This is a genomic window from Psychrobacter sp. SWN149 (assembly GCF_015864565.1).
Taxonomy (GTDB): domain Bacteria; phylum Pseudomonadota; class Gammaproteobacteria; order Pseudomonadales; family Moraxellaceae; genus Psychrobacter.
Genome location: NZ_JADYWX010000004.1, coordinates 308,628 through 329,216, shown reverse-complemented (window position 1 = coordinate 329,216; position 20,589 = coordinate 308,628). Strand labels below are relative to the sequence as shown.

Below are 20,589 nucleotides of genomic sequence, written 5' to 3'. Positions count from 1 at the left end.
ATGATTCCTTAATTTTTAGTATGTGTTTATTTTGGCTGGACTATCACTGTATTTGGCACCGCTATGAGCAGGTAGGGTTCAACACGCCCTAATCTGTTGGATCGCGAATGATAGGACAGGTCATGCAGTGACCACCACCACGGCCACGGCCCAGCTCGGAGCTTGGAATCGTAATCACTTCAATGCCTTGTTTACGCAGTAACGTGTTGGTATAAGTATTGCGGTCATAAGAGATGACAACGCCTGGCTCAAGGGCAAGGACATTGTTACCATCATCCCATTGCTCACGCTCAACTTCGTAGCTATTCCCGCCCGTTTCGACTACTCTTAATTTATCGACCCTTGCGGCTTCTTCTATCACTTTCAAAAAATGTCTGTCATCTTCGCGCACGTCTATGCCGTGTGGCCTGCTTTCATCAGGACGAATATGAAAGGTCGTAATATGATCTGTCACTGCCGGAAACACGTTGACCAAATCAATATCGCAAAACGTGAATACGGTGTCCAAATGCATTGCAGAACGTTGCTTAGGTAAGGCCGCTATGATGATATGGTCAACCGAGCCATCGATGAACAAAGTCTTGGCCAGTCTGGTAATCGCTTGTTGTGATGTTCTCTCACCCATACCAATCAGCACGGTTTTGTTGCCGATAGGCATGACATCACCACCTTCTAAACTACTTCCCCTTAAATCTTCTTCAGTGTCATCCATCCAAATTTTGAAATCAGCGCCTTTAAAGTCTGGATGAAATTTATAAATAGCAGAAATAAGAAGCGTTTCTTGCTGGCGAGCGGGCCAGTACATTGGGTTAAGCGTCACACCGCCGTATATCCAATTCGAAGAATCGCGAGGAAACTGAGTGTTTGGCAGTGGTGGCAATACAAACTCAGTCGTACCTGACAGTGCGGATAATTTTTTGAGTGACGCCCCAATATCATTCGGTAACTCTTCAGTGGTGACGCCGCCAATTAAAAATGAGGACAGTTTCTTGTGCTCAAGTTTGGTCAACCAATCTCTCACTTCGCCAGCCAATAAAGTACCGACGTGATTATCAGTGATTTTATGATCCATAATCCATTGCATGGCATCACTATTATCAAGGGTTTGTGCGAGCAGTTGATGCATCTCAACCACCTCAATATCGCGATCTCGCATTTTTGTGACCATATCATAATGATCACTTTTGGCCTTGCTCACCCACATGACATCATCAAACAATAAGTCATCACAGTTTTGCGGTGTCAGTCTTTGATGGGCGAGACCTGGAGAGCACACCATAACTTTATGTAATTTACCGACTTCTGAATGAACACCTAAAGACTTGTCAGACATTTTTGTATCCTTATGAGGTTTGGGTGCAAGTATCTCACCACTGTTTAGAGGACGAACAATCTGAAAAAAGCAACTGATGTGAAAATTACGACGAACGGTTTTTTGTGATTACAAATGAAAGCGCTTTATTTAGTATGGTCGTTACAAGCTTAACGTACCGCTGTACAGGCCATAGGCTGCATAGATAGCACTGACAGTAATGACTGCAAGCACCACTTTTTCGGCTGTATTGAACAGCTGATAGCTGTGCTCTCTGCGTGCTTTTATATAGAGAACCACACCAGGAAGATACAATAAAGCGGATAGTAAAAAGTACTGAATACCGGCTGCATACAACAGCCAAATACTATAAAACAGTGCGGTTACCCCAATAACAATGTCTTTTTTGGCGCTCTCGGATGCTTTGTAACCCTCTTTGCGATAGGCCACCAAAAACCCATAAGCGGCAGAAAAGAAATAGGGAATCAAAATCATGGAAGTGGACAGATAAAAAATATTGTTATACGTGCTTTTACTAAAATAGGTGATGACTAAGAATAACTGTGTCGCTGCAGAAGACACCAATAGTGCATTTACCGGCACATCAACAGCATTTGTCTTATAAAAGAATCTCGGCATGGTTTCGTCTTTGGCGGCAACGAATAAAACTTCAGCACAAAATAGCGTCCAAGCCAATAAACCACCGAGCAGCGAGACGACCAAACCTACTGAGATAAAGGTAGCACCCCACGGGCCAACGGCATACTCTAGCAAATAAGCCATCGATGGGTTTTTCATCGCTGCAAGCTCAGGGAGTGATCTAACACCCATCGCTAAAAAGTTAACCAGCATTAATAGCACTAACGTAAAAATGAACCCCAATACGGTGGCTTTGCCAATATCAGAGCGTTTTTTGGCACGTGCAGAATAGACACTGGCCCCTTCAATACCAATAAATACCCATACCGTCACCATCATCATGTTTTTAACTTGATCAGGGACTGACCCTAGATCCGTTTCTCTGCCCCAAAAGTCGCTATTAAACAGATCCATATTAAAGACCGTAAAAATAATGACAATAAAGGTGAACAGCGGTATCACTTTGGCGATGGTTATCAACGTATTGACTGAGGTAGCTGTCTGGATACCTTTAGTAATCATGAAGTTGTATGCCCACAATAATACAGAGGCACCCACTAATGCAGTCAGGGTATTACCATCTCCAAACACATTAAAAAAATAACCTAGCGTACTAAATATCAGCACATAGTAACTGACGTTACCCAACCAAGCAGAGAGCCAGTAGCCCCATGCAGAGTTGAAACCCATATAGTTACCAAAACCTGCCTGTGCGTAGGCATAGACCCCACTGTCAAGTTCAGGTTTGCGATGTGCTAAATTTTGGAACACGAAGGCAAGCATCAGCATGCCAACACCAGTGATTACCCAGCCAATCAATGAGGCACCAGGGCTTGCGGTTTCAGCGATGTTTTGCGGTAATGAAAAGATACCACCGCCTATCATAGAGCCTACGACAAGGGCAATGAGTGCGGTAAAGTTTAGATTTTTCTCGGATGGATTATGCGTTGTTTCAGACATGGTGAAGACCTTTTATTCTCTGATAGAGAAATATATGAAGGCAACAAAATAGATTTGGTCTTGAAGAATATTTAAAAACAGTATTTAATATATGAAAACTCCACAATATTAGCATGGAATATTATAGTTTTGTTAGCTCAATGGCCATCATTAAAAATATTTATGTATCTATACCAGTTAAATAACGGTGATAACTCATGATAAAAACGTTTGCTATGGCAGCCGTTTTTGTACAACCAGTCTCCCGAGTCGGTCAAAAAACTTGCAGGGTTATATGGGATGAATCATAGGATGCTGAAAATAAATGCAGTTTCTGATGGTGTATTGAGGTGGTATTGAGTAGCACAACCACAATATAATTATGGATTTATTGGTATTTCTTACTAGGTCGCGTCCTAATCGGCCCAATATCTGATGAATCAACTGTATGCCGAACATCTTATATAAATCACTTACCATCCCGCCTTGGCGTAGGAATTGTCTGGTGCTCACACAGTACCAATATTGCCAGTCATCGTGATCAACACGAGATGTGCTTGATCTGATTTCTTATATTCAACATGCCCTATACTAAAAAATCATTAAAATTTCAAATTGAGGACATGCCCTAATGCGGTTAAAAGACGTATGGGCTGGTTATTTTCTATTTTATTTCCGCATATAAATAATATATAGGAACCGTGCTGAAAAAATCTGAGGCTTCAGGGCGTAGTATGAGCTAACTTCACAATAAGATTACAAGCTTTAGAGAGGTTTTGTAATGTGTTCAAATCTATGACGTCAAAACAAGATGCATGAACAAACTCTTGTCAATATATTTAGTTTACCAAATTTAGGTTCATGGTTACTTCACTATGGCTTAAACCTCATACCATTAATAAGCTGAATCAGATTTCCTAAACAATTATTTCCTTAAAAAGCAATAAGGGTAAAGTTATTTTTTAGGATTAATACTAACATTTGTTTGCTGAATGTTTGTTTTTTGTATATAATGCTCTGATTTTATGACTTGCGCAAAATTCAAAGAGGGTAATCTTCATTGTTGATAGAGATATTTATCAAGTAAGCCCTGAGTTTAAAATTTAGTAAAAAATTATAAAGATAACTAGAAATTCTAATTAAGAGGGTAAGTTATGAAGAAGGCTATATTGACACTTTTGTGCTTGTTGGCTGTTCAAGTTAGTAATGCTGAAATTATTAAAGTGAATGGTGAGGGTGCTACACCTATTATAAAAAAAGATCTGAATGGCACACGTAACCAAGCATACAACAATGCAAAAACTGATGCTGTCATTGCTCTCATTAAGCGTATCAATGGTCCCCAGGCGATGAATGAAGCGACTCAGTATCTAAATGACATTGTAAAACAAGTTGACAGTAGTTATGTGCTAAACCGAGGCAGTAGTACCAACAGCAACAATGAATTGGTCACTCAAGTTAGTCTGGAAATGGATGACCAAGAATTTCGTTCAATTCTTAATGATTTAGGATTGGCGCAGAAAAATAGTCGAACCAGTCCGATTATGATTGTGATGGATGAATACTTCGGCGTACCAAAAGATAATTCTAAGCCAGTTAAAGAGTTTACCTCTTATTTTTCAGATCGTAGCTATAGCTATGATGAAGATGCAAGTTATAACGCTAGTGAAAGTGCTAAAGCCAGTGCGTCAGATTCGTACTCTTCAAAAGGACGTTCAGCTGCTGCCGCAGGTTATGCCTATGATAACTATTATGGGGCCGGTGTAGGTGTTGCTGCTCGTTCATCAAGCCATAATAATTCAGGTAAATCCGCATCCTCAAGTAACTACAATGCCAGTGAGTCGGCAAAATATAGCCAATCTGAACGTCAAAATGATATTCAAAGTTTTGTGAAATATGTGGAATATCAAACACCAAGTACTAAAGCTGAGCGTAACAATCAAACCTTAAATTCAATTGCAAGTTCTGCCTCTCGTTATGATTTACGGTTGCTCGATTCTGACCGTTTCAGAAGTCAGTACTTAAATGGTCGCAGTATGACCATTCAACAACTCATGAGTGATGCAGAGCTCAATAAGCTGGTAATCGCGGCACGTAAAGAAAAAGCAGACTGGTTTATGGCTGGTAGCTCTTATATTTATGATCGTGGTCGTTCGAGTGCCACGGGTCAATTTGTCTGCGATGGTGCGGTAAGTTTTAAAATTTACTCAGTAGATGATTCGACTTTAATGGGCGGGGAAACTCGTACAGAGTCATCGACAGGTGCGACCACAGATTCATGCCGTACCAATGTAGCAAAGAAACTAGGTGAATTAGCCGTTAGCCAAGTCGGACCACAGATTTTAGGTTACGCAAAAAATCGTACTATGTACGGTAAAGAGATTACCATTTTCTTAAAAAGTGCTTCTGGCATTGTAACTTCACGTCTCGGGGATGATTTGTATGTTGCCCTAGATGAAATGGATGGCGCTGAAAATATCGATATTCGCACTCAAAATGGCAAGTTGGTCGAGATGACCCTGACCTATAAGAGTGAAAAGCCAATTAGTGGAGAATTGGCCAAAGCGCTACGTAAAGTAAGCCCAATGCTATCGAGCGCCGAGCGTCTACAAGCTGGAAATACCATCACACTTTGCATGGGTGGTATTCAGTGCAAATAAAATTTAAAGCGTTATGTTTGGCGATGCCTATGCTTGTTTCAGCATGGGCAAATGCGAATGTTCAAATCTACCCATCGAAAGGTATTTTTGGATTGGAGCAAGGTTGTCGTACTGATCCTAGCAAATATGAAGCGAATGGTTCTTCTATTGTGTGTGATTTCAGTCAAGCGATTGACAATGAAACCATTCGTAAACAAGCCGAGCAATTATTTGTACAAGGTTTAAAACAAGGTTTCGGCGAACAAGTTGTCGATACTATTTCGCAAAGAACTAAAAATCGTACATATATAGCTTCTCTAGAAGTTTTACGCGCGAGTGAATACATTGTAAAGAAGGATTCGACAGCAGAAATTTTTCTGCCAGTCACCTTAAGTCTAAAGCTCACTAACGTGTTGTCGGGCGAGGTCATTTATAGTGACAGTGCGACGTTGTCACAACCGATTCAGGTGCTGACTACTGAAATTGATTCCGCTACAACAAAAACAGCCATTAGACAGAAATTTCAAAGTACTTTATTGACATTAACTAAGCAAGTAACTAAGGAATTAAAGTCGAAACTTAAAATTTCTGAAACTGAGACCCAAGTGGTTGATAAATGGAAATCTTATTTGGTGCTAGATAAAGGCTTTAAGCAAGGGATCGCTGTACAAGATGAGCTGAGTTCAATAGAGGGCGATTTGATTCGTGTGGTACATGCGGACAGTGATTATGCCGTGGCTGTGCCAGTATTGATGCAGGGTAGTAGTAAGCGCTTTAGTAAGGTGTCAACCAGTACACGTCAGGCTATGAATAAGCCTAAAGCATTAGTGGTTGATGTACTGACTTATCAAGACGAATCAGAAGATTTAATTGAGCAAATCTTTTCTGATGCAGTCGGTGAGCAAGCGTCATTTACTTTGACTCCAGTCAATCGACGTTATAGTGCGATGGCACAAAGTATTAGTGAACAGACTGCACTAGCGCAAAGTGAAGACATTAACCAACGAGAGTTACCTGAATTTTTTATTCGGATTAATGTCATTCCTGTCGTTGCTTATCAACAGCAGATTGGAAAAATGACTCAGCAACAGGTTTTGCATAGTGAAGTTTTTGCTGAAATGATTGATCGTTCTGGTCGCGTCATCTATTCAGCACATGCAACAGATGATATTAAAGACGTGATTTCAGAAGGCATGGGTTTTTCTCTAGAGGCACGTAAAGAAGTTGTATTGAAAAATGCACTTTTGAAATTAGGTCAAAAATTTCAAAAAGGAATTCAATTTACTCGTTCTGATCTGAAAGTCTCAAGTTCAAGTGGTCAACGCATTACTATTGATGATGCGGGGGAACGCTTAAGTACCGGCATGAAAGTCCATGTTTATCATTCAGATAAGGCAGCAGGACGTCATATTCTGATTCCAACATGGGAGGCGACTGTTTTGGAACGTCAAGGTGCGAAAGTTACAGCGCAATTAGATTTCCCTGTCAACAGCAGTGATCGTTTACCCGTGCGTTCTGGAGACAGGATTTTGCTTGATAGTTCTGCTCCAGTGGGTGACTCGAAGCAATCGCATGTTTTATGTCCAAGCTTACCTACCGAACAAGTCGGTGACATTCCATTTGATGGTTTTGGTCCTTTGACTTACCACGCTTTTGCCAGTCAGTCGAAACGACCATTTTATGCGACAGGTTCAGGCTTTAAAGGACAGACTCTACTGAAAGATTCAGTCGTTGCTATGACTGAAAACGCTGGATTCAAAAAAGATATGAAAGTTAACTTTTATATTCCAAAAAATGAATGTTTGCAGCCAGTACTTAAGATTGAAGTGAAACAAGACAGCGTTAAATGTAATGCGGACAAGAGTAATTGTGATGCCACATTGGTTATGGCCAGCGGTGTACGCATATTTAACCAAAAGTCTGAAAAAATAGGGGCTTCTGGTTTGCAACAAGAAATCGAATTAAAGGGTATAGATTATCAGCATCGTAATGAGATGTATAATATTCAGATGCTTGAGGCTTTACCAAAAATTTTAAATCAAATCGTGCAAAAAGCCGATTCTTCACAATAGGGACAACAAGGTATGAAAAAAATTGCAATTGTTTTAGCAATAGCTGCGTCAATGGGAGCATCAAGTGTCTATGCAGGTTTTGGGTCGCTGAGTAGTATGGCGTCGTCATTATCTGAATCTGTTACCGGCGTATCTTCTTCAAATATGGATATCAATGGTTTCTTCACGCAGGCGAAAGCAACCAATGCAATGTTTACTCAGAGTCGTACTGCTTTGGCATCATTACTCGCAAGTAAACAAGATTCAGATGAATTAAAAGCAAAACAGAAAAGTCTGAACACGACCTCTGATCCAAAAGAACAAGCAGCCATTCAAAAACAAATTGTAGCGTTGTCTAATACTGTTTTAGAAGCCTCTCAGAAAGATGAAGAAGGAACAGTCGCTAAGCTGTCAGCATTGAATGTGGAGCAGAAGCAGCACTTATTGGACTCTGCAAGAAACTTTGTAATCGCAAGTTTAACTGCTCGTGAATTGGCGGTAGGCGCTAAACAAGTAGGGACTAGTTTAATAGCAAATCCAAGAAGCTTGACCAATACAGGAATGTCTTTAGTTGAGGCTAAAGGCGTGGTCGGAGATATCACTGGTATTGCTAAAAATTCAACGATGGCTTTGGTGGAATATCCAAAACTGTTTAAAAAGGCTGGTATTGAATTCAAAATGCCGACAAGTTCATCAGATAAACCAACAGTACTGAATGATATTTAAAAAGATTGATTTAGGTTAAAGCTTAAATATAATCAAAATTGTAAATGATGATTGAATCATTTAAAGAAATAAGAGAGCCCTCTAGAGGGCTCTCTTATTTTTTAGTATTTTAGGGAATTTCAAGTACTAAAATATGTGACTTCTGCCGTCAATCCCGTAGAAATTAACTTGGGAAATTTTAATAATACAGCTCGATAATCATATCTTGTACTGTACTTTGAGTTTTATAGTAATTAAGTTCATATCTAAAATTAACAGTTTTATGCCTGTATAGCGCACCGAACATATACTGATAACTCATTGAGTAAATATACCACTTCGAAAATGGGTTTAGAGACTGAATTATGTTTAAAGAAGAGTTAATAAAATTTCTATTGTCTACCGAGAACTTCCATGAGCTTGGCGAATGTTATATCTCTAATTTTGATTATAAGCATGTCCAGGGTATAAATTATGAGCAAGGCTATCCTATGCTAGAAGACTGCTGTGAGGTCTGGATACAATATCCGGAGTATACTTTTGAATTAATAGATATTATGGGTAGTATAAGAAATATGATATCAACCAATACATTTCCAGATATTTTTATTGAGAACAAACAAAATATCTTAGCTATCTATTTTGATACTGAAAATAGAGTTAGAACTCTAATTAGTAGAGTTCACGAAGGTGATAATATTGATGAAAAGTTAATTGAAAGTTCTATACAGTCAGGAATCAAGGATGAGAAACTTATGTTTTCTAAGCTTTTCTACCTTTCTAATATTAACTGGTCTGTTTGAATAGTGATTAGAATCTAACCTATGTCAGTAAGTTTGATACTTGCAAATACATCACTAAAAAGCCTTATCCTCATAACGGATGTTATCGTAAATAGATTTATAGCCAAAAAAAGCCAATGCTATAGGTATTTTAAAATATAACTACTAAGCATAATCCTCAAATCAATAAAATATCTATAATTGATTATCTGTAATAGATAGCTTTTCATCAGTGATGAGCATCATATGCACGAAAAACCGTAGTAGCGGCGATTATTGCTATTTATTCTTCAGCAATACCGATATGAATAGCTTCTATCGTGTCATTATACCGTCGCTTGATATCTTGATAATCGGCAGATGATATATTTTTCACCAAAAGAACCTTGCTGCCCTTATTAGGCAACGTTTCAAAGATAGTAATTTTTTGGCAATATCAATCTGAAGCCCAAGCAGCTTTGGCAAACGACCTAGCAACTATCTGGACCTTGTATTCGGTCGCAGTATTCATCCATGTAAAAACTCCGCCCACCAAGACTGAAATGACAACGTTCCCAAAACTAAGTCATCAATCGGTTATGTCTGCTATAAGCTCGCTATAGCTATTTTAGCAACATCCTACCAATTTCTATAAATAACAAATTGAAGTGAAGAGAAATTTATCTAGTTTCTTACGCTAGTGTTGCCTTTTTTAGAACGCAAAAGGTTATTTGTTGTGATTCTTCTTAATGGTTTATTAGTCATAATAAGACTGACAGAAAACACAAGACTAAAGGAATAGACATGACTAATGGAAATATAGGTATTGTCGGTTTAGGCCGTATGGGCAATGGTATGGCTCAGTCTTTGCTTCGCAAAGGTTTTAAAGTATTTGGCACGGATATAGGAGAAACCCAACGCCAAGCTGCCAAAGAAGTGGGCGTGAATGTGGTTGCAGATATTAAAGCGATTTGTACCGAATCTAACGTCATCATTCTATCTTTGCCAATGGCAAAGCATGTACAAGCAGTTGTTAAAGGTAAAGGTGGCATTATTGACTGCGCTCAGCCTAATACTCTGATCATTGATACTTCTACCTCAGAACCAGAGGTGACGCGGGTACTCTCGATAGAGCTGGATCAGTTAGGCCATCAGTTATTGGACTGTCCTGTCAGTGGCGGTCCGGCGGGTGCTGAAGCCGGTACCATGGTGATGCTTGTTGGAGGTGAACGCAGCTCCCTTGAACGTGCTCAGTTGTATCTGGATGCGCTAAGCTCAAAAGTGGTCTACATGGGCAAGTCTGGCAATGGACATGCCGCTAAGCTCATTAATAATCTACTATGTGCCGCACATCTCGTGACCACTGCCGAAGCAGTAGCTTTGGGCACCAAGGTAGGTCTTGATCCTGCAGACCTTATTGCTGGTTTGAATGCCGGCTCAGGTCGTAGTGCAATTAGTGAAGTTAATTTCCCTCGTTGGATTCTCAATCAAAGTTTTGATTCCGGTTTTACGATGCAGCTGATGCGTAAAGACGTACGTCTGGCAAAAAATATGATTGGTGAGATGGGATTAGAGTTGCCTTTGGCGCAGCAGGTAGCCGAGATTTGGTCTCAGAGTGAAGCAAACATACCTGATCAGGATGATTTTAACTGCATTGTAAAAAATGCTGGCTTGGGATAGTAGGTTATGAGTTTTATCGTAGAAGGAAATGGCGAGCAGCAAGTTGACATATTGCTTAATGAACTATTAGGTACTTCTGAATTTGGCAGCTGGATTGATGGAGAATTAGTTACAGGTAATGGAGACAACATCGATCTGACTAACCCAGCAACGGGTCAGGTATTCTTAACCTATCGTGATGCGGGAAAAAGTATTGTTGCTGATGCCGCTGATGCCGCTATGAAAGCTCAAAAAGTATGGTGGTCAATGACTGCTAGTGCACGAGGTCAGTTAATGTGGAAGTGCGGCATGAAAATACGCGAAGCCGCAGAACCTTTGGCACGCTTAGAGTGTCTCTCTGCAGGCAAGCCTATTCGTGATTGCCGGGTTGAGGTGGCAAAAGTTGCAGAGATGTTTGAATACTATGCTGGCTGGTGTGACAAAATTATGGGGCAAGTTATCCCCGTACCCACAAGCCACTTGAACTACACTCGCCATGAGCCTTATGGTGTCGTCACTCAAATCACCCCTTGGAATGCACCTGTATTTACTGGAGGCTGGCAAATCGCGCCAGCCATCTGCGCCGGCAATGCCGTCTTACTAAAGCCATCTGAATTAACCCCACTAAGCTCAACAGCACTCGTTAAAATTCTTGAGCAAGCAGGTATCCCGCGTGGTTTGGTCAATGTCATTAATGGGCTGGGACACACCACAGGGTCTGCTGCCATTGCTCATCCGGCAACTAAAAAAGTGGTTTTTGTTGGCTCACCGAAGACTGGCGCGCTCATTGCTTCGGCATCTGCGCAACGTGTCATCCCTTGCGTATTGGAGCTGGGTGGTAAGTCAGCCAATATAATTTTTCCAGATGCTGATCTGGATCGCGCGGTAGTGGGCGCGCAAGCTGCGGTATTTTCTGCTGCTGGACAGAGCTGTGTATCGGGTGCTCGATTATTAGTCCATCGTGATATCTATAAAGAAGTCGTGGATCGGGTTGCCTCGGCCGCGAGTAAGTTGCCCGTGGGTTTGCCATGGCATGAAGGCACGATGGTGGGACCGATCAATAATCAAAAACAGTTTAACCACATACACTCGTTAGTATCGGACGGTATTGCTGAAGGTGCGGTTGTTGCCGCAGGCGGAAAGGCAGGTGCTATTTGTGGCGGTGAAAACGGTTACTTTTATCAGCCAACCGTTTTGGCCAATGTGAAAAATGATATGCGAGTCGCGCAGGAAGAAATTTTTGGACCTGTGGTTTCTGTTATTTCATTCGATGAAGAAGAAGAAGCGGTAGCGATAGCAAACGACAGTCGTTTTGGTTTAGCGGGTGCTGTTTGGACGGCTGATGTCGGCCGCGCGCATCGGATGGCCGCTCAAGTAAATGCTGGGACATTCTGGGTAAATAGCTATAAATCAATCAACGTCATGTCGCCATTTGGTGGTTTTGGTGAGAGTGGCTATGGTCGATCGAGTGGCTACGAAGGTTTACTCGAATATACACAGACCAAAAGTGTCTGGGTCGAAACAGCAAAAGACTCCGCTATCCAATTTGGTTACTCAATTCAATAGTACGTAAGGAGAAAACACATGTTAATTAACGAAACCCTACTAGGTGAAGTAAAGCAGTGGCGTCAGCAAATCCATAGTCAACCAGAGCTTGGCTTTAAAGAGTTCAAGACCTCATCATTTATTGTTGATAAATTACAGAGCTTTGGGATGGAAGTGCATCAAGGATTGGGCGGCACGGGCGTTGTCGGTGTTATTAAGAACGGCTCAGGTCCTACTATTGGCATACGAGCCGATATCGATGCGCTACCAATAAAAGAGCAAAACGATATTGAGCATAAATCCACTCATGAAAACTGTATGCATGCCTGTGGCCATGATGGTCATACTTCAGTTCTGCTTGGTACGGCAAAGCATCTGAGCCAACATAAAGACTTTAATGGCACTATTTATTTTATCTTTCAACCTGCTGAAGAGGTCTTAGGCGGTGCAAAGGCTATGATTGACGATGGATTGTTTAATAAGTTCCCTATGGATGCTGTTTATGGGTTACATAACTGGCCAGGTCTACCTGTGGGAGAGATTGCGGTCAACAACGGGCCTATGATGGCGTCTTTTGATACCTTTGAGATTACTTTAACTGGTAAAGGAACTCACGCAGCTATGCCACATTTAGGAGCTGATCCTATAGCAGCAGGTGCGGCATTGATTACTAATATTCAATCTATTGTCTCTCGTCGAATATCTCCACTCAAGTCAGGTGTTATCAGCGTCACTCAGATGAATAGTGGTGATACGACCAATGTCATTCCTGATTACGCCATTCTAAAAGGAACGGTTCGTAGCTTTGATATGGGCATACGACAGTCCATGCAGGATATGCTGACAGAAATGGTTACAACACTACCGCCTTTATATGGTGTCACAGGAGAGATGGATTACCATATTCGCTATCCAGTAACCACTAATGACAGCCAAGCCTATCTTGAAATTAAAGAGGCGGCTACCAAAGTGCTGGGTGCTGATAAGGTAAATACTGATGTGGAACCCTCAATGGCTTCTGAGGATTTTTCATTTATGAGTCAAGTCGTCAAGGGCGCTTATTTTTGGTTAGGTGTTGATGGTAATAGCCCCTCCAAACCATTACACAATGCGGCTTATGATTTTAATGACGATGCTATTGAGACAGGAATCAAAGTATGGGTCTCTTTAGTTGAGTCTCAGCTACCAAAAATTTCTGCATAAACCAAATCATCAAAAAACGTAGGCATCATAAAATGCAAAAGGAACTGCTATGAATAATACCACTATACTATCAAGTACAATGACGAAGCACTTATTTGATTGGAAGCTGCATTTACTAGTAATTATTACATCGCTATTTGCAGAATGGATAGGGATCATTAAGATACCTATTGGTATTGGTACACTAGTCTTACTGCCTTTGCTATACGCATTCATATTTACACTACTATTGAATCCCAACGTTATACCTTCAATGAAAGCGGTAATTTCTAGAGACCGAGCAAAATTTGCAAGCTACGCCGTCCTTTTGAGCATCATGCCATTCATTGCAAAATTTGGTGTTGGTGTCGGTCCTAAAGTTGAAGAGATCATAGCCGCAGGTCCCGCCCTTTTGCTACAAGAATTGGGCAATGTTATGACTGCTCTTATCGCCTTACCTGTTGCGGTATTGGTATTTGGAATGGGGAGGGAGGCTATTGGTGCCACTCACTCAATTGCTCGTGAACCAAATATTGCGCTCATTGCTGATAAGTATGGACTTCAGAGCGCCGAAGGTATCGGTGTCATGGGTGTCTATGTAATGGGTACCTTGTTTGGCGCAATTTACTTCTCATTAATGGCAGGTATTATTGCTTCTATGGATATCATGGATGTTCGAGCGCTAGCTATGGCTTGTGGTATTGGCAGTGGTAGTATGATGGGCGCCTGTTCAGCAGCGCTCGCAGAAACGGTACCTGCTCAAGCGGAAACTATTACTGCGTTTGCAGCGACTTCTAATTTATTAACTTACGCCACAGGGCTATTCGTCAGTTTGTTTGTGGCCCTACCATTCACAGAGTTTTTATATAAAGTTATTAATAAATTTAAGAAGAATAATGATATTAGTACTGCCACACAAAAAGGTTTTGGTTTAAAGGTACCAGAGCAATCTATTTTATCAGTAAAGCAGTCTTTATCCCTATTAGCGGTTATCTGTATCGTTCTATTACTCAGTAATTGGGTAGGGCAAGGCGTTGATCCAATCTCTGCTCTACCTGCCATGTTGATTCTGTTCGCTTGTTGTATCGCTGGCGTTTTATTAAAGGAGGTTATTCCTGTCAATGTCCCCGCTATTGCTTGGATATCAATTGTGGCCATTCTGATATCTTTACCACAGTTTCCAATGAGTGAGTATGTCTTAGTAGAAACAGAAAAGCTTGGCGTATTACAACTCATTACTCCTGTGCTTGCCTATGCAGGGTTTGCAATTTCTCAGATGGAAGTGACTTTGTTTAAAAAATCTGGATTTAAAATCGCAGTGGTCGCGCTGCTTACTTTTACCGGCACTTTCTTGGGTTCTGCCATAATAGCCCAGGCTATGCTTTAAAAGGTGCGAAGCCGTTCAGTTCTAAGTTAACAGCTATTTCAAAACAGCATCCAGCAACTCAACGTTGCTGGTGTGCAGTCCGCTTACAAAGCTTTCATCCATGACTTCATATGCTGTAGTAATTCATGTGGACCTTGGGATAGATGACGACCCAATCGAGTTACGATATGAGCTTCACCGCTTGACAGGAGCGTATTGTCTATAGGGATGGCTATCAAATGTCCGTCTTTCACTTCTTTGGACACTACAAAATACGGTAGAAAAGTAAAACCCATATTTGAGCGAGCAAAATTCTTTAGCACCGTGAATGAGTCAGTGGTTAGGATAGGGTCAAATCGAATTTTTTGTTGAAATTCTGCCATCGCTAGTAACTGACGCACGCCAAAACGACTTTCAGCCAGCCCCACTGGATATTCCAAAAGCTCCTTTAACTGCATAGGTTTACTTCGATTGGCCAACGGGTGGTCGGGCGAAACAATAATATACATTGGCTGACAACTGATAACCTGTGAGCGGATGCGCGGATGACTGCTAGGATGGAATACTAGGCCGATATGCACTTCATCTTCCTCAACCTGACGAATCACCTCGTTTGATCCACCAGTACTGATTGAAAGTGTTAGCGCCGGATATAAACGGGAAAACTCAGATAATGGACCCAACATCAAATCCCCAACAAAACCATCACCCATTGCTAGCTTTATATGACCCCGCTGTAATCCTAACAACGCCTGTAATTTGGAAACACAAGTCTCTTCAGCGGAGAGTGATTCTCGATAAAACTGTAAGAGAATACTACCAGCTTCTGTTGGTGTTACTCCTTTTCGGTGCCGTTCAATAAGAATGCATGCTAATTCTTCTTCTAACAGAGATATTTGTCGGCTGATGGCTGAGGGAGCAATATCTAGCTTATCTGCTGCAGCCCGGATCGTCCCCATAGTTACAGCCTCATAAAGATAAGATAACCGCTTTCCATTGATCTCTGTCATTGTTTTTTCTTGCCCTGTTCTTGGTTTCATTGAATAAGTGCAGCACTTTGACCCATTGATGGAGCAATAAAATCCAGTATCGGTATATTATTTAGTTAGTCCTGTAGAAGTGCCCATGATGTATCAAAAAGTATACCTTAATAAAAATAAACAGTGACCTAGACTTTTTTAAAACGATAAGCTCCCAAGTTTACTTGTACGGTTTCTTCAGCATAGCTCAGAGTATTGTTATTCATTTTCGGAAGTGATTAGATTTGATTGTGTATGGCTTATACTTGGCTGATATTTAGGCTTAGAATTATAGTCGAAAGGTCACTATATAATAAGACGGTACTAGCACTATAGTCGATTCAATTTAAAAGTAGTACAAGGCAACCGAGTGTAGATGTACATGTGATACTTCAAGCGAGGTTAACGCTGTAATACTTTTATAGTGGAATGACTATATAAGTCTCTGATTGGTCAGTCTAACGATTGAGCCAATACCTCGAAAACTTTTGAATGACTCATTTGCGCCACATTGAACCGCATAAATTTTTCAGCATTGTCCGATTGGCTAAAAACGTTGCCCGGCGCCAATACCACACCCTGTGATAAACAGCGATTGGCCAATTCGGTCGCATTGTTATTCTTAGGTAATCGGCACCATAGGAACATACCTGCTTGTGGGAGCAGCCACGGTACGATGCCTAATTTAGCCAATCGTGGTAGCGTATGAGTACGCGCGCTTGCCAGCCGAGTATGGATATCATTCATATGCTTACGGTAGCCGCTATCAGTCAACGCTGAGAACACAACCGCCGCTGCTAACTGACTGCCACCAAAGCCAGTCGCTATCTTTAGATCTACCAAACTCTCAACCCACTCTGTAGGCGCTGCAATATAACCACAGCGTAGGGATGCGGATAACGTTTTAGAGAAACTGCCGATATAGAATACTCGTGATAAGCCATCCAAAGCCGCCAATCTCGCCGCAGGCTTGACTTCAAAATCTGCAAAAATATCGTCTTCGATGATGTACAAACCAGCCGCTTGAGCCAATTGTAATACACGGTATGCCGTAGCAGGTGATAACGTTGCGCCCGTAGGATTGTGAATGGCAGCATTGGTGATGTACAGGCGCGGCTTATGCTCATCTAAAATCGCTGCAAAGGCCTCTACATCTGGCCCATTTGGCGTGTAAGGGACACCAACCACTTTGACTCGATGGGCAAGCAGCTGTGCTCGAAAGTTAAAGTAACAAGGATCATCTACGATGACCGTATCACCCGGCGTCAGCAAAAATCGAAAAATCAAATCTATTGCCTGAGTGCCTGAATCCGTCAATATGACCTGTGACGGTTCTGCATTGATACTCAATCCTGCCATACGCCGTGTGAGTAATTGGCGCAATGCTAACAGTCCTAGCGGCGTTGCATACTCACTGATAATGGACGCGTCAGCCTTTGCCACATTTCGTAGACCACGGCGTATACCTGCCTCAAACAGCCAATCCGCTGGCAACCAACCGCAGCCTGGCTTTAGCGCACCATCGGGTGGCTCCAGCGACTGCCGTGATACCCACAATGGATCTACCACTCGGTCAATTTTTGGTGCTATATCTGTCAATGATAGCGGCGCTGTCGTCTCTGCCACATAGAACCCTGCACCAGGGCGAGAATAGATAACTCCCTCAGTTTGCAGGCGCTCATAGGCTTCAACCACGGTAGAAGGTGAAAACCCATAGTCTTTGGCCGCGGCACGGATGGAGGGTAGTCGCGACTCTGGCATGTAGATGACAGTCGCTATTTTCTCTTTTATGTCAGCCATGACAATTTCGATACGTGTGAATTTCTTATTCATATTTTTTACAGTTTTTGGTAGGTCAGCTTCTATGGATGTCTTGTCTCAAAATTACAGATGGGACAATATATTGATTTGATTTTCGAACTGTATGGGTCCTATAGACCAAACAGTTCTGTCTAATTGTACTGGATTGTATATAGATAACCTACTGCGCTTTTGTTTTAATCATTGAACGTAAACGATGTAGAGGTAGGTGTGATTCTATTGTGAATCGCACTTACCCCAGCCAGTTCAATGATCATTCTTCAAAAAGCAGCGATATATGACCACGAAAAAATATAATAAATATCTGGCTTTTGCCTTATGCGTGATAACGACAAGCGTCAATATTCAAGGGCCACTTTATGCCGTTTATGCGCACAATGATGGCTATGGTGTACTAGCAACTACGATAGCGTTTTCCTTTTATGTATTGGGTGTCATACCTGTATTGTTAGCTTTTGGTGGATTGTCTGATCGCATCGGACGGCGCAAGGTGATTTTAATCTCTCTAGCCCTATCGATAGCAGCGACGGCTCTTATGTTGTTTTATCCGTACACGCGAGCATTAGCAGTAGCACGATTCGTACTGGGTGTGGGAACGGCTCTGATGGCTGCTACGGCGACTGCCTATATGATTGAGCTGCTTGGTTCATCAGATACGATGCGTGCGACAGCGTGGGTAACGGCCAGTACAACGATAGGTTTTGGTCTTGGCCCTGTATTGACGACAGTTTCTTTGATGTTTTATGAAACCGATCAGCCAGCCAGTTTTTTCTTACTGCTAGCGAGCGGGCTGTTCGCTATGTTTTTGTTATACCAATTACCAGAGACAGCACCTAAACGCACTAATTTGCCCACCTCTATGCTACGGCTACCTTATTTTAACCGTGAGGTCATCTGGTATGGCAGCGGTATTTTGATTTGTTGGGCGACGACAGGTTTGGTATTGTCAGTTATTCCCTCAGTGCTGGCCACGCATGGACTTGCTAAATATGCAGGGATATCCTCTATGTTAGCCATCAGTTGTGGATTGATCGTTCAGCCAATCGCCCGAAAACTTGACCCTCAAGTTTCAAGCAAGCTTGGTCTTCTGATCTTACTACCAGCTTATGCTTTATTGGCTTGGGGAACGTTGAATGCCAACCTACCAGTCATTCTTTTGGCGGCATTTTTGGCCAGTACTAGTTGCTATGGCTTTGTCTACTTGGGCGGTATGTTAGGAGTCGCAAAATCTGCTGGAAATGAGCAGGCACGTGCAAGTGCAGGCTATTTTCTGATGGCATATATAGGGTTTAGTGTACCCGTCATTTTTACTGGTTTGATTGTGGATAGGTATGGTGCTGCTACTGCGTTCTACGCCTTCGGTGTGTTTTCCTTAGTTGGTGTGATTGTCTTGTTTGCCAGTCAATCTATATTGAGAATTGGACGTCATTCGAACAATAGTATGCGTAGTGTTACTTAAAGTGAATTACCCGACTATATCTGAGGATGATTTAATTCTTTTATCCAAGTTATTTGCCATAACGTCCGTTATGGGAATAATCGAGGTTTTAGTGTTGTTAGCAATAGCTTAAAAAGTTTAGTATATTCAGACTTAATTATGCATTTATAAGTATGCACTTTGTTAATCATAGTCATTCTTCCTCTCATTACAGCTTTAGCCATACCTATGTTGATATCCTATTTTCTGTTTAAGTCTAAAGGGTTGTTTTTATTAATGATTTGGCTATTTATAGCTACTGGGTTCACTCTATCTTTTTTTTATTCAAATCTAGTAATCTCTACCATGTCAAAGTCAGTCAACTAAACAGTATGTTATGACTATATCTTGCATATATTTATTTTATTAGCTTGTAGATATCATGCGACTGAATAATCACAATTTAAATTGTAATCTAATAAAATTTAACACGCATTTAGGTGCGATATTTTTGTAGTATTTTTACCGTCACTCTATTGTCAGATTATACTGAAAACATCAACAGTAAGTCTTTAAATGATAAATAAGCAGGGTTTTCCATCGTTTGGTATTTGGCGGAATGTGATAGGAGGGCCAACTGTTACTTTTGAACTCGGGAGACTATGCGATTAAAGATAGTATTCACTATGTGGCATTTGAGGCTTAAGCAATTTACTAGGATTCAAATTATAGGATGCTAAGTAAGATATTGTTTTACTATCATTGCTCGCTTGATCGATTACTATTTCTCAAGTTATTTTCTAGGGTAGTGACAGCATAGATCAAGCCGGTTATGGCTGAGAATAAAGTGACTGACATTAAGGGCAAAAGCCTCTGCTATGATAACAATCAGTAGCAGAGGACTATTTGATACATATAAAGATATTTATAAAACTGCTTTGGTCGCGCCAGCCGCCCGTTCGATCAATAAATCCACAGGAGCATCAGGACTTAATGTACCAAAAGCTAGCCCATGCTCATTCCCAATCCTAGAACGACAGAATGCCTGAGCTATCTCCATATGTTCAGTCTGTAGTAGTATCGAAGCTTGTAGCATCAATGCTAGGCGCTCAATCACATGGCGGCTGGTATCGCGCTGCATATGGGCACGCTCGGATGGTGGAGCGTACTGGCTAATGTGCTGTTTTGCCTAGCAGTAATCGCTATTTGTGTCAGTGGCTATATCATGTGGTGGCAGCGTCGCCCTCGTCGCCCTCGTCATGCGAGTGATAGCGCGGGATTAAACCCACCAGCTCGCGGCTTAAATGTTTCCGTCTGGTGGCTGCTTGCTATTCCATTATTAGTTGTGGCTATCATATTCCCGACTGCTATCATCACGATTGTGGCTATCGCGCTATTAGACTTCTTGGTGATTTCTCGAGTTGGGTTTTTACAGAAGTTGTTAAAATAAGCGAATAGCAGAATACTGTTATTCTTTATATAGCAAAGGAGCGTCTTGTAGTAAGGCGTTCCTTTTTTTTGCTTAAAAATTGCT

15 protein-coding genes are annotated in these 20,589 nt (G+C 41.5%); 10 read left to right on the top strand and 5 right to left on the bottom strand.

What is annotated here, in order from left to right; all coding sequences use genetic code 11:
* Window positions 1–88: 88 nt before the first annotated feature.
* A complete protein-coding gene (gene arcA, locus I6E86_RS08620) occupies window positions 89–1,333 on the bottom strand; it encodes an arginine deiminase (protein ID WP_197177008.1) in 1,245 nt (414 codons plus the stop codon).
* 141 nt (window positions 1,334–1,474) lie between these two features.
* Window positions 1,475–2,911, bottom strand: a complete 1,437-nt coding sequence (gene arcD, locus I6E86_RS08615; protein ID WP_197177006.1) for an arginine-ornithine antiporter — start codon at window positions 2,909–2,911, stop codon at window positions 1,475–1,477.
* Window positions 2,912–4,044: 1,133 nt separating this feature from the next.
* Here arcD and I6E86_RS08610 point away from each other — a divergent pair.
* The 8 genes from I6E86_RS08610 to I6E86_RS08575 all read left to right on the top strand — a co-directional run bounded on the left by I6E86_RS08610 (window position 4,045) and on the right by I6E86_RS08575 (window position 14,819).
* Window positions 4,045–5,550, top strand: coding sequence for a hypothetical protein (locus I6E86_RS08610; protein ID WP_197177004.1), 1,506 nt, complete (start codon window positions 4,045–4,047; stop codon window positions 5,548–5,550).
* Window positions 5,551–5,579: 29 nt separating this feature from the next.
* Window positions 5,580–7,601: a hypothetical protein gene (locus tag I6E86_RS08605; protein WP_227680603.1), complete on the top strand. Its 2,022-nt coding sequence runs from the start codon at window positions 5,580–5,582 to the stop codon at window positions 7,599–7,601.
* A gap of 12 nt (window positions 7,602–7,613) precedes the next feature.
* Window positions 7,614–8,306 carry a hypothetical protein gene (locus I6E86_RS08600; RefSeq protein ID WP_197177002.1) on the top strand — a complete coding sequence of 231 codons (693 nt, stop codon included), beginning with the start codon at window positions 7,614–7,616 and terminating at the stop codon, window positions 8,304–8,306.
* 344 nt (window positions 8,307–8,650) lie between these two features.
* Window positions 8,651–9,088 carry a hypothetical protein gene (locus I6E86_RS08595; protein ID WP_197177000.1) on the top strand — a complete coding sequence of 146 codons (438 nt, stop codon included), beginning with the start codon at window positions 8,651–8,653 and terminating at the stop codon, window positions 9,086–9,088.
* A 714-nt stretch (window positions 9,089–9,802) separates the two neighbouring features.
* On the top strand, window positions 9,803–10,726 hold the full coding sequence (locus I6E86_RS13840) for an NAD(P)-dependent oxidoreductase (protein WP_320158528.1): 924 nt from the start codon (window positions 9,803–9,805) through the stop codon (window positions 10,724–10,726).
* Window positions 10,727–10,732: 6 nt separating this feature from the next.
* Window positions 10,733–12,271, top strand: coding sequence for an aldehyde dehydrogenase family protein (locus tag I6E86_RS08585; protein ID WP_197176996.1), 1,539 nt, complete (start codon window positions 10,733–10,735; stop codon window positions 12,269–12,271).
* Window positions 12,272–12,289: 18 nt separating this feature from the next.
* Window positions 12,290–13,453 (top strand): M20 aminoacylase family protein, encoded by a 1,164-nt coding sequence (locus I6E86_RS08580; protein WP_197176994.1) that lies wholly within the window; start codon window positions 12,290–12,292, stop codon window positions 13,451–13,453.
* Between the two features lie 49 nt (window positions 13,454–13,502).
* Entirely contained in the window at window positions 13,503–14,819 is a 1,317-nt protein-coding gene (locus I6E86_RS08575; protein WP_197176992.1) for a DUF3100 domain-containing protein, read from the top strand.
* A gap of 83 nt (window positions 14,820–14,902) precedes the next feature.
* Here I6E86_RS08575 and I6E86_RS08570 read toward each other — a convergent pair whose 3' ends face one another.
* Together I6E86_RS08570 and I6E86_RS08565 are read right to left on the bottom strand one after the other, a co-directional pair.
* Entirely contained in the window at window positions 14,903–15,808 is a 906-nt protein-coding gene (locus I6E86_RS08570; RefSeq protein WP_197176990.1) for a LysR family transcriptional regulator, read from the bottom strand.
* A 462-nt stretch (window positions 15,809–16,270) separates the two neighbouring features.
* On the bottom strand, window positions 16,271–17,650 hold the full coding sequence (locus I6E86_RS08565; RefSeq protein WP_197176988.1) for a PLP-dependent aminotransferase family protein: 1,380 nt from the start codon (window positions 17,648–17,650) through the stop codon (window positions 16,271–16,273).
* Between the two features lie 265 nt (window positions 17,651–17,915).
* Between I6E86_RS08565 and I6E86_RS08560 the strand changes: the two genes are divergently transcribed.
* Window positions 17,916–19,097, top strand: coding sequence for an MFS transporter (locus I6E86_RS08560; RefSeq protein WP_197176986.1), 1,182 nt, complete (start codon window positions 17,916–17,918; stop codon window positions 19,095–19,097).
* Window positions 19,098–19,980: 883 nt separating this feature from the next.
* Here I6E86_RS08560 and I6E86_RS08555 read toward each other — a convergent pair.
* Window positions 19,981–20,196 carry a hypothetical protein gene (locus I6E86_RS08555; protein ID WP_197176984.1) on the bottom strand — a complete coding sequence of 72 codons (216 nt, stop codon included), beginning with the start codon at window positions 20,194–20,196 and terminating at the stop codon, window positions 19,981–19,983.
* Between I6E86_RS08555 and I6E86_RS08550 the strand changes: the two genes are divergently transcribed.
* Complete coding sequence (locus I6E86_RS08550; RefSeq protein WP_265090681.1) at window positions 20,173–20,505, top strand: PepSY-associated TM helix domain-containing protein; 333 nt, start codon at window positions 20,173–20,175, stop codon at window positions 20,503–20,505. The two genes, I6E86_RS08555 and I6E86_RS08550, sit on opposite strands and share 24 nt — an antisense overlap.
* Window positions 20,506–20,589: the final 84 nt, after the last annotated feature.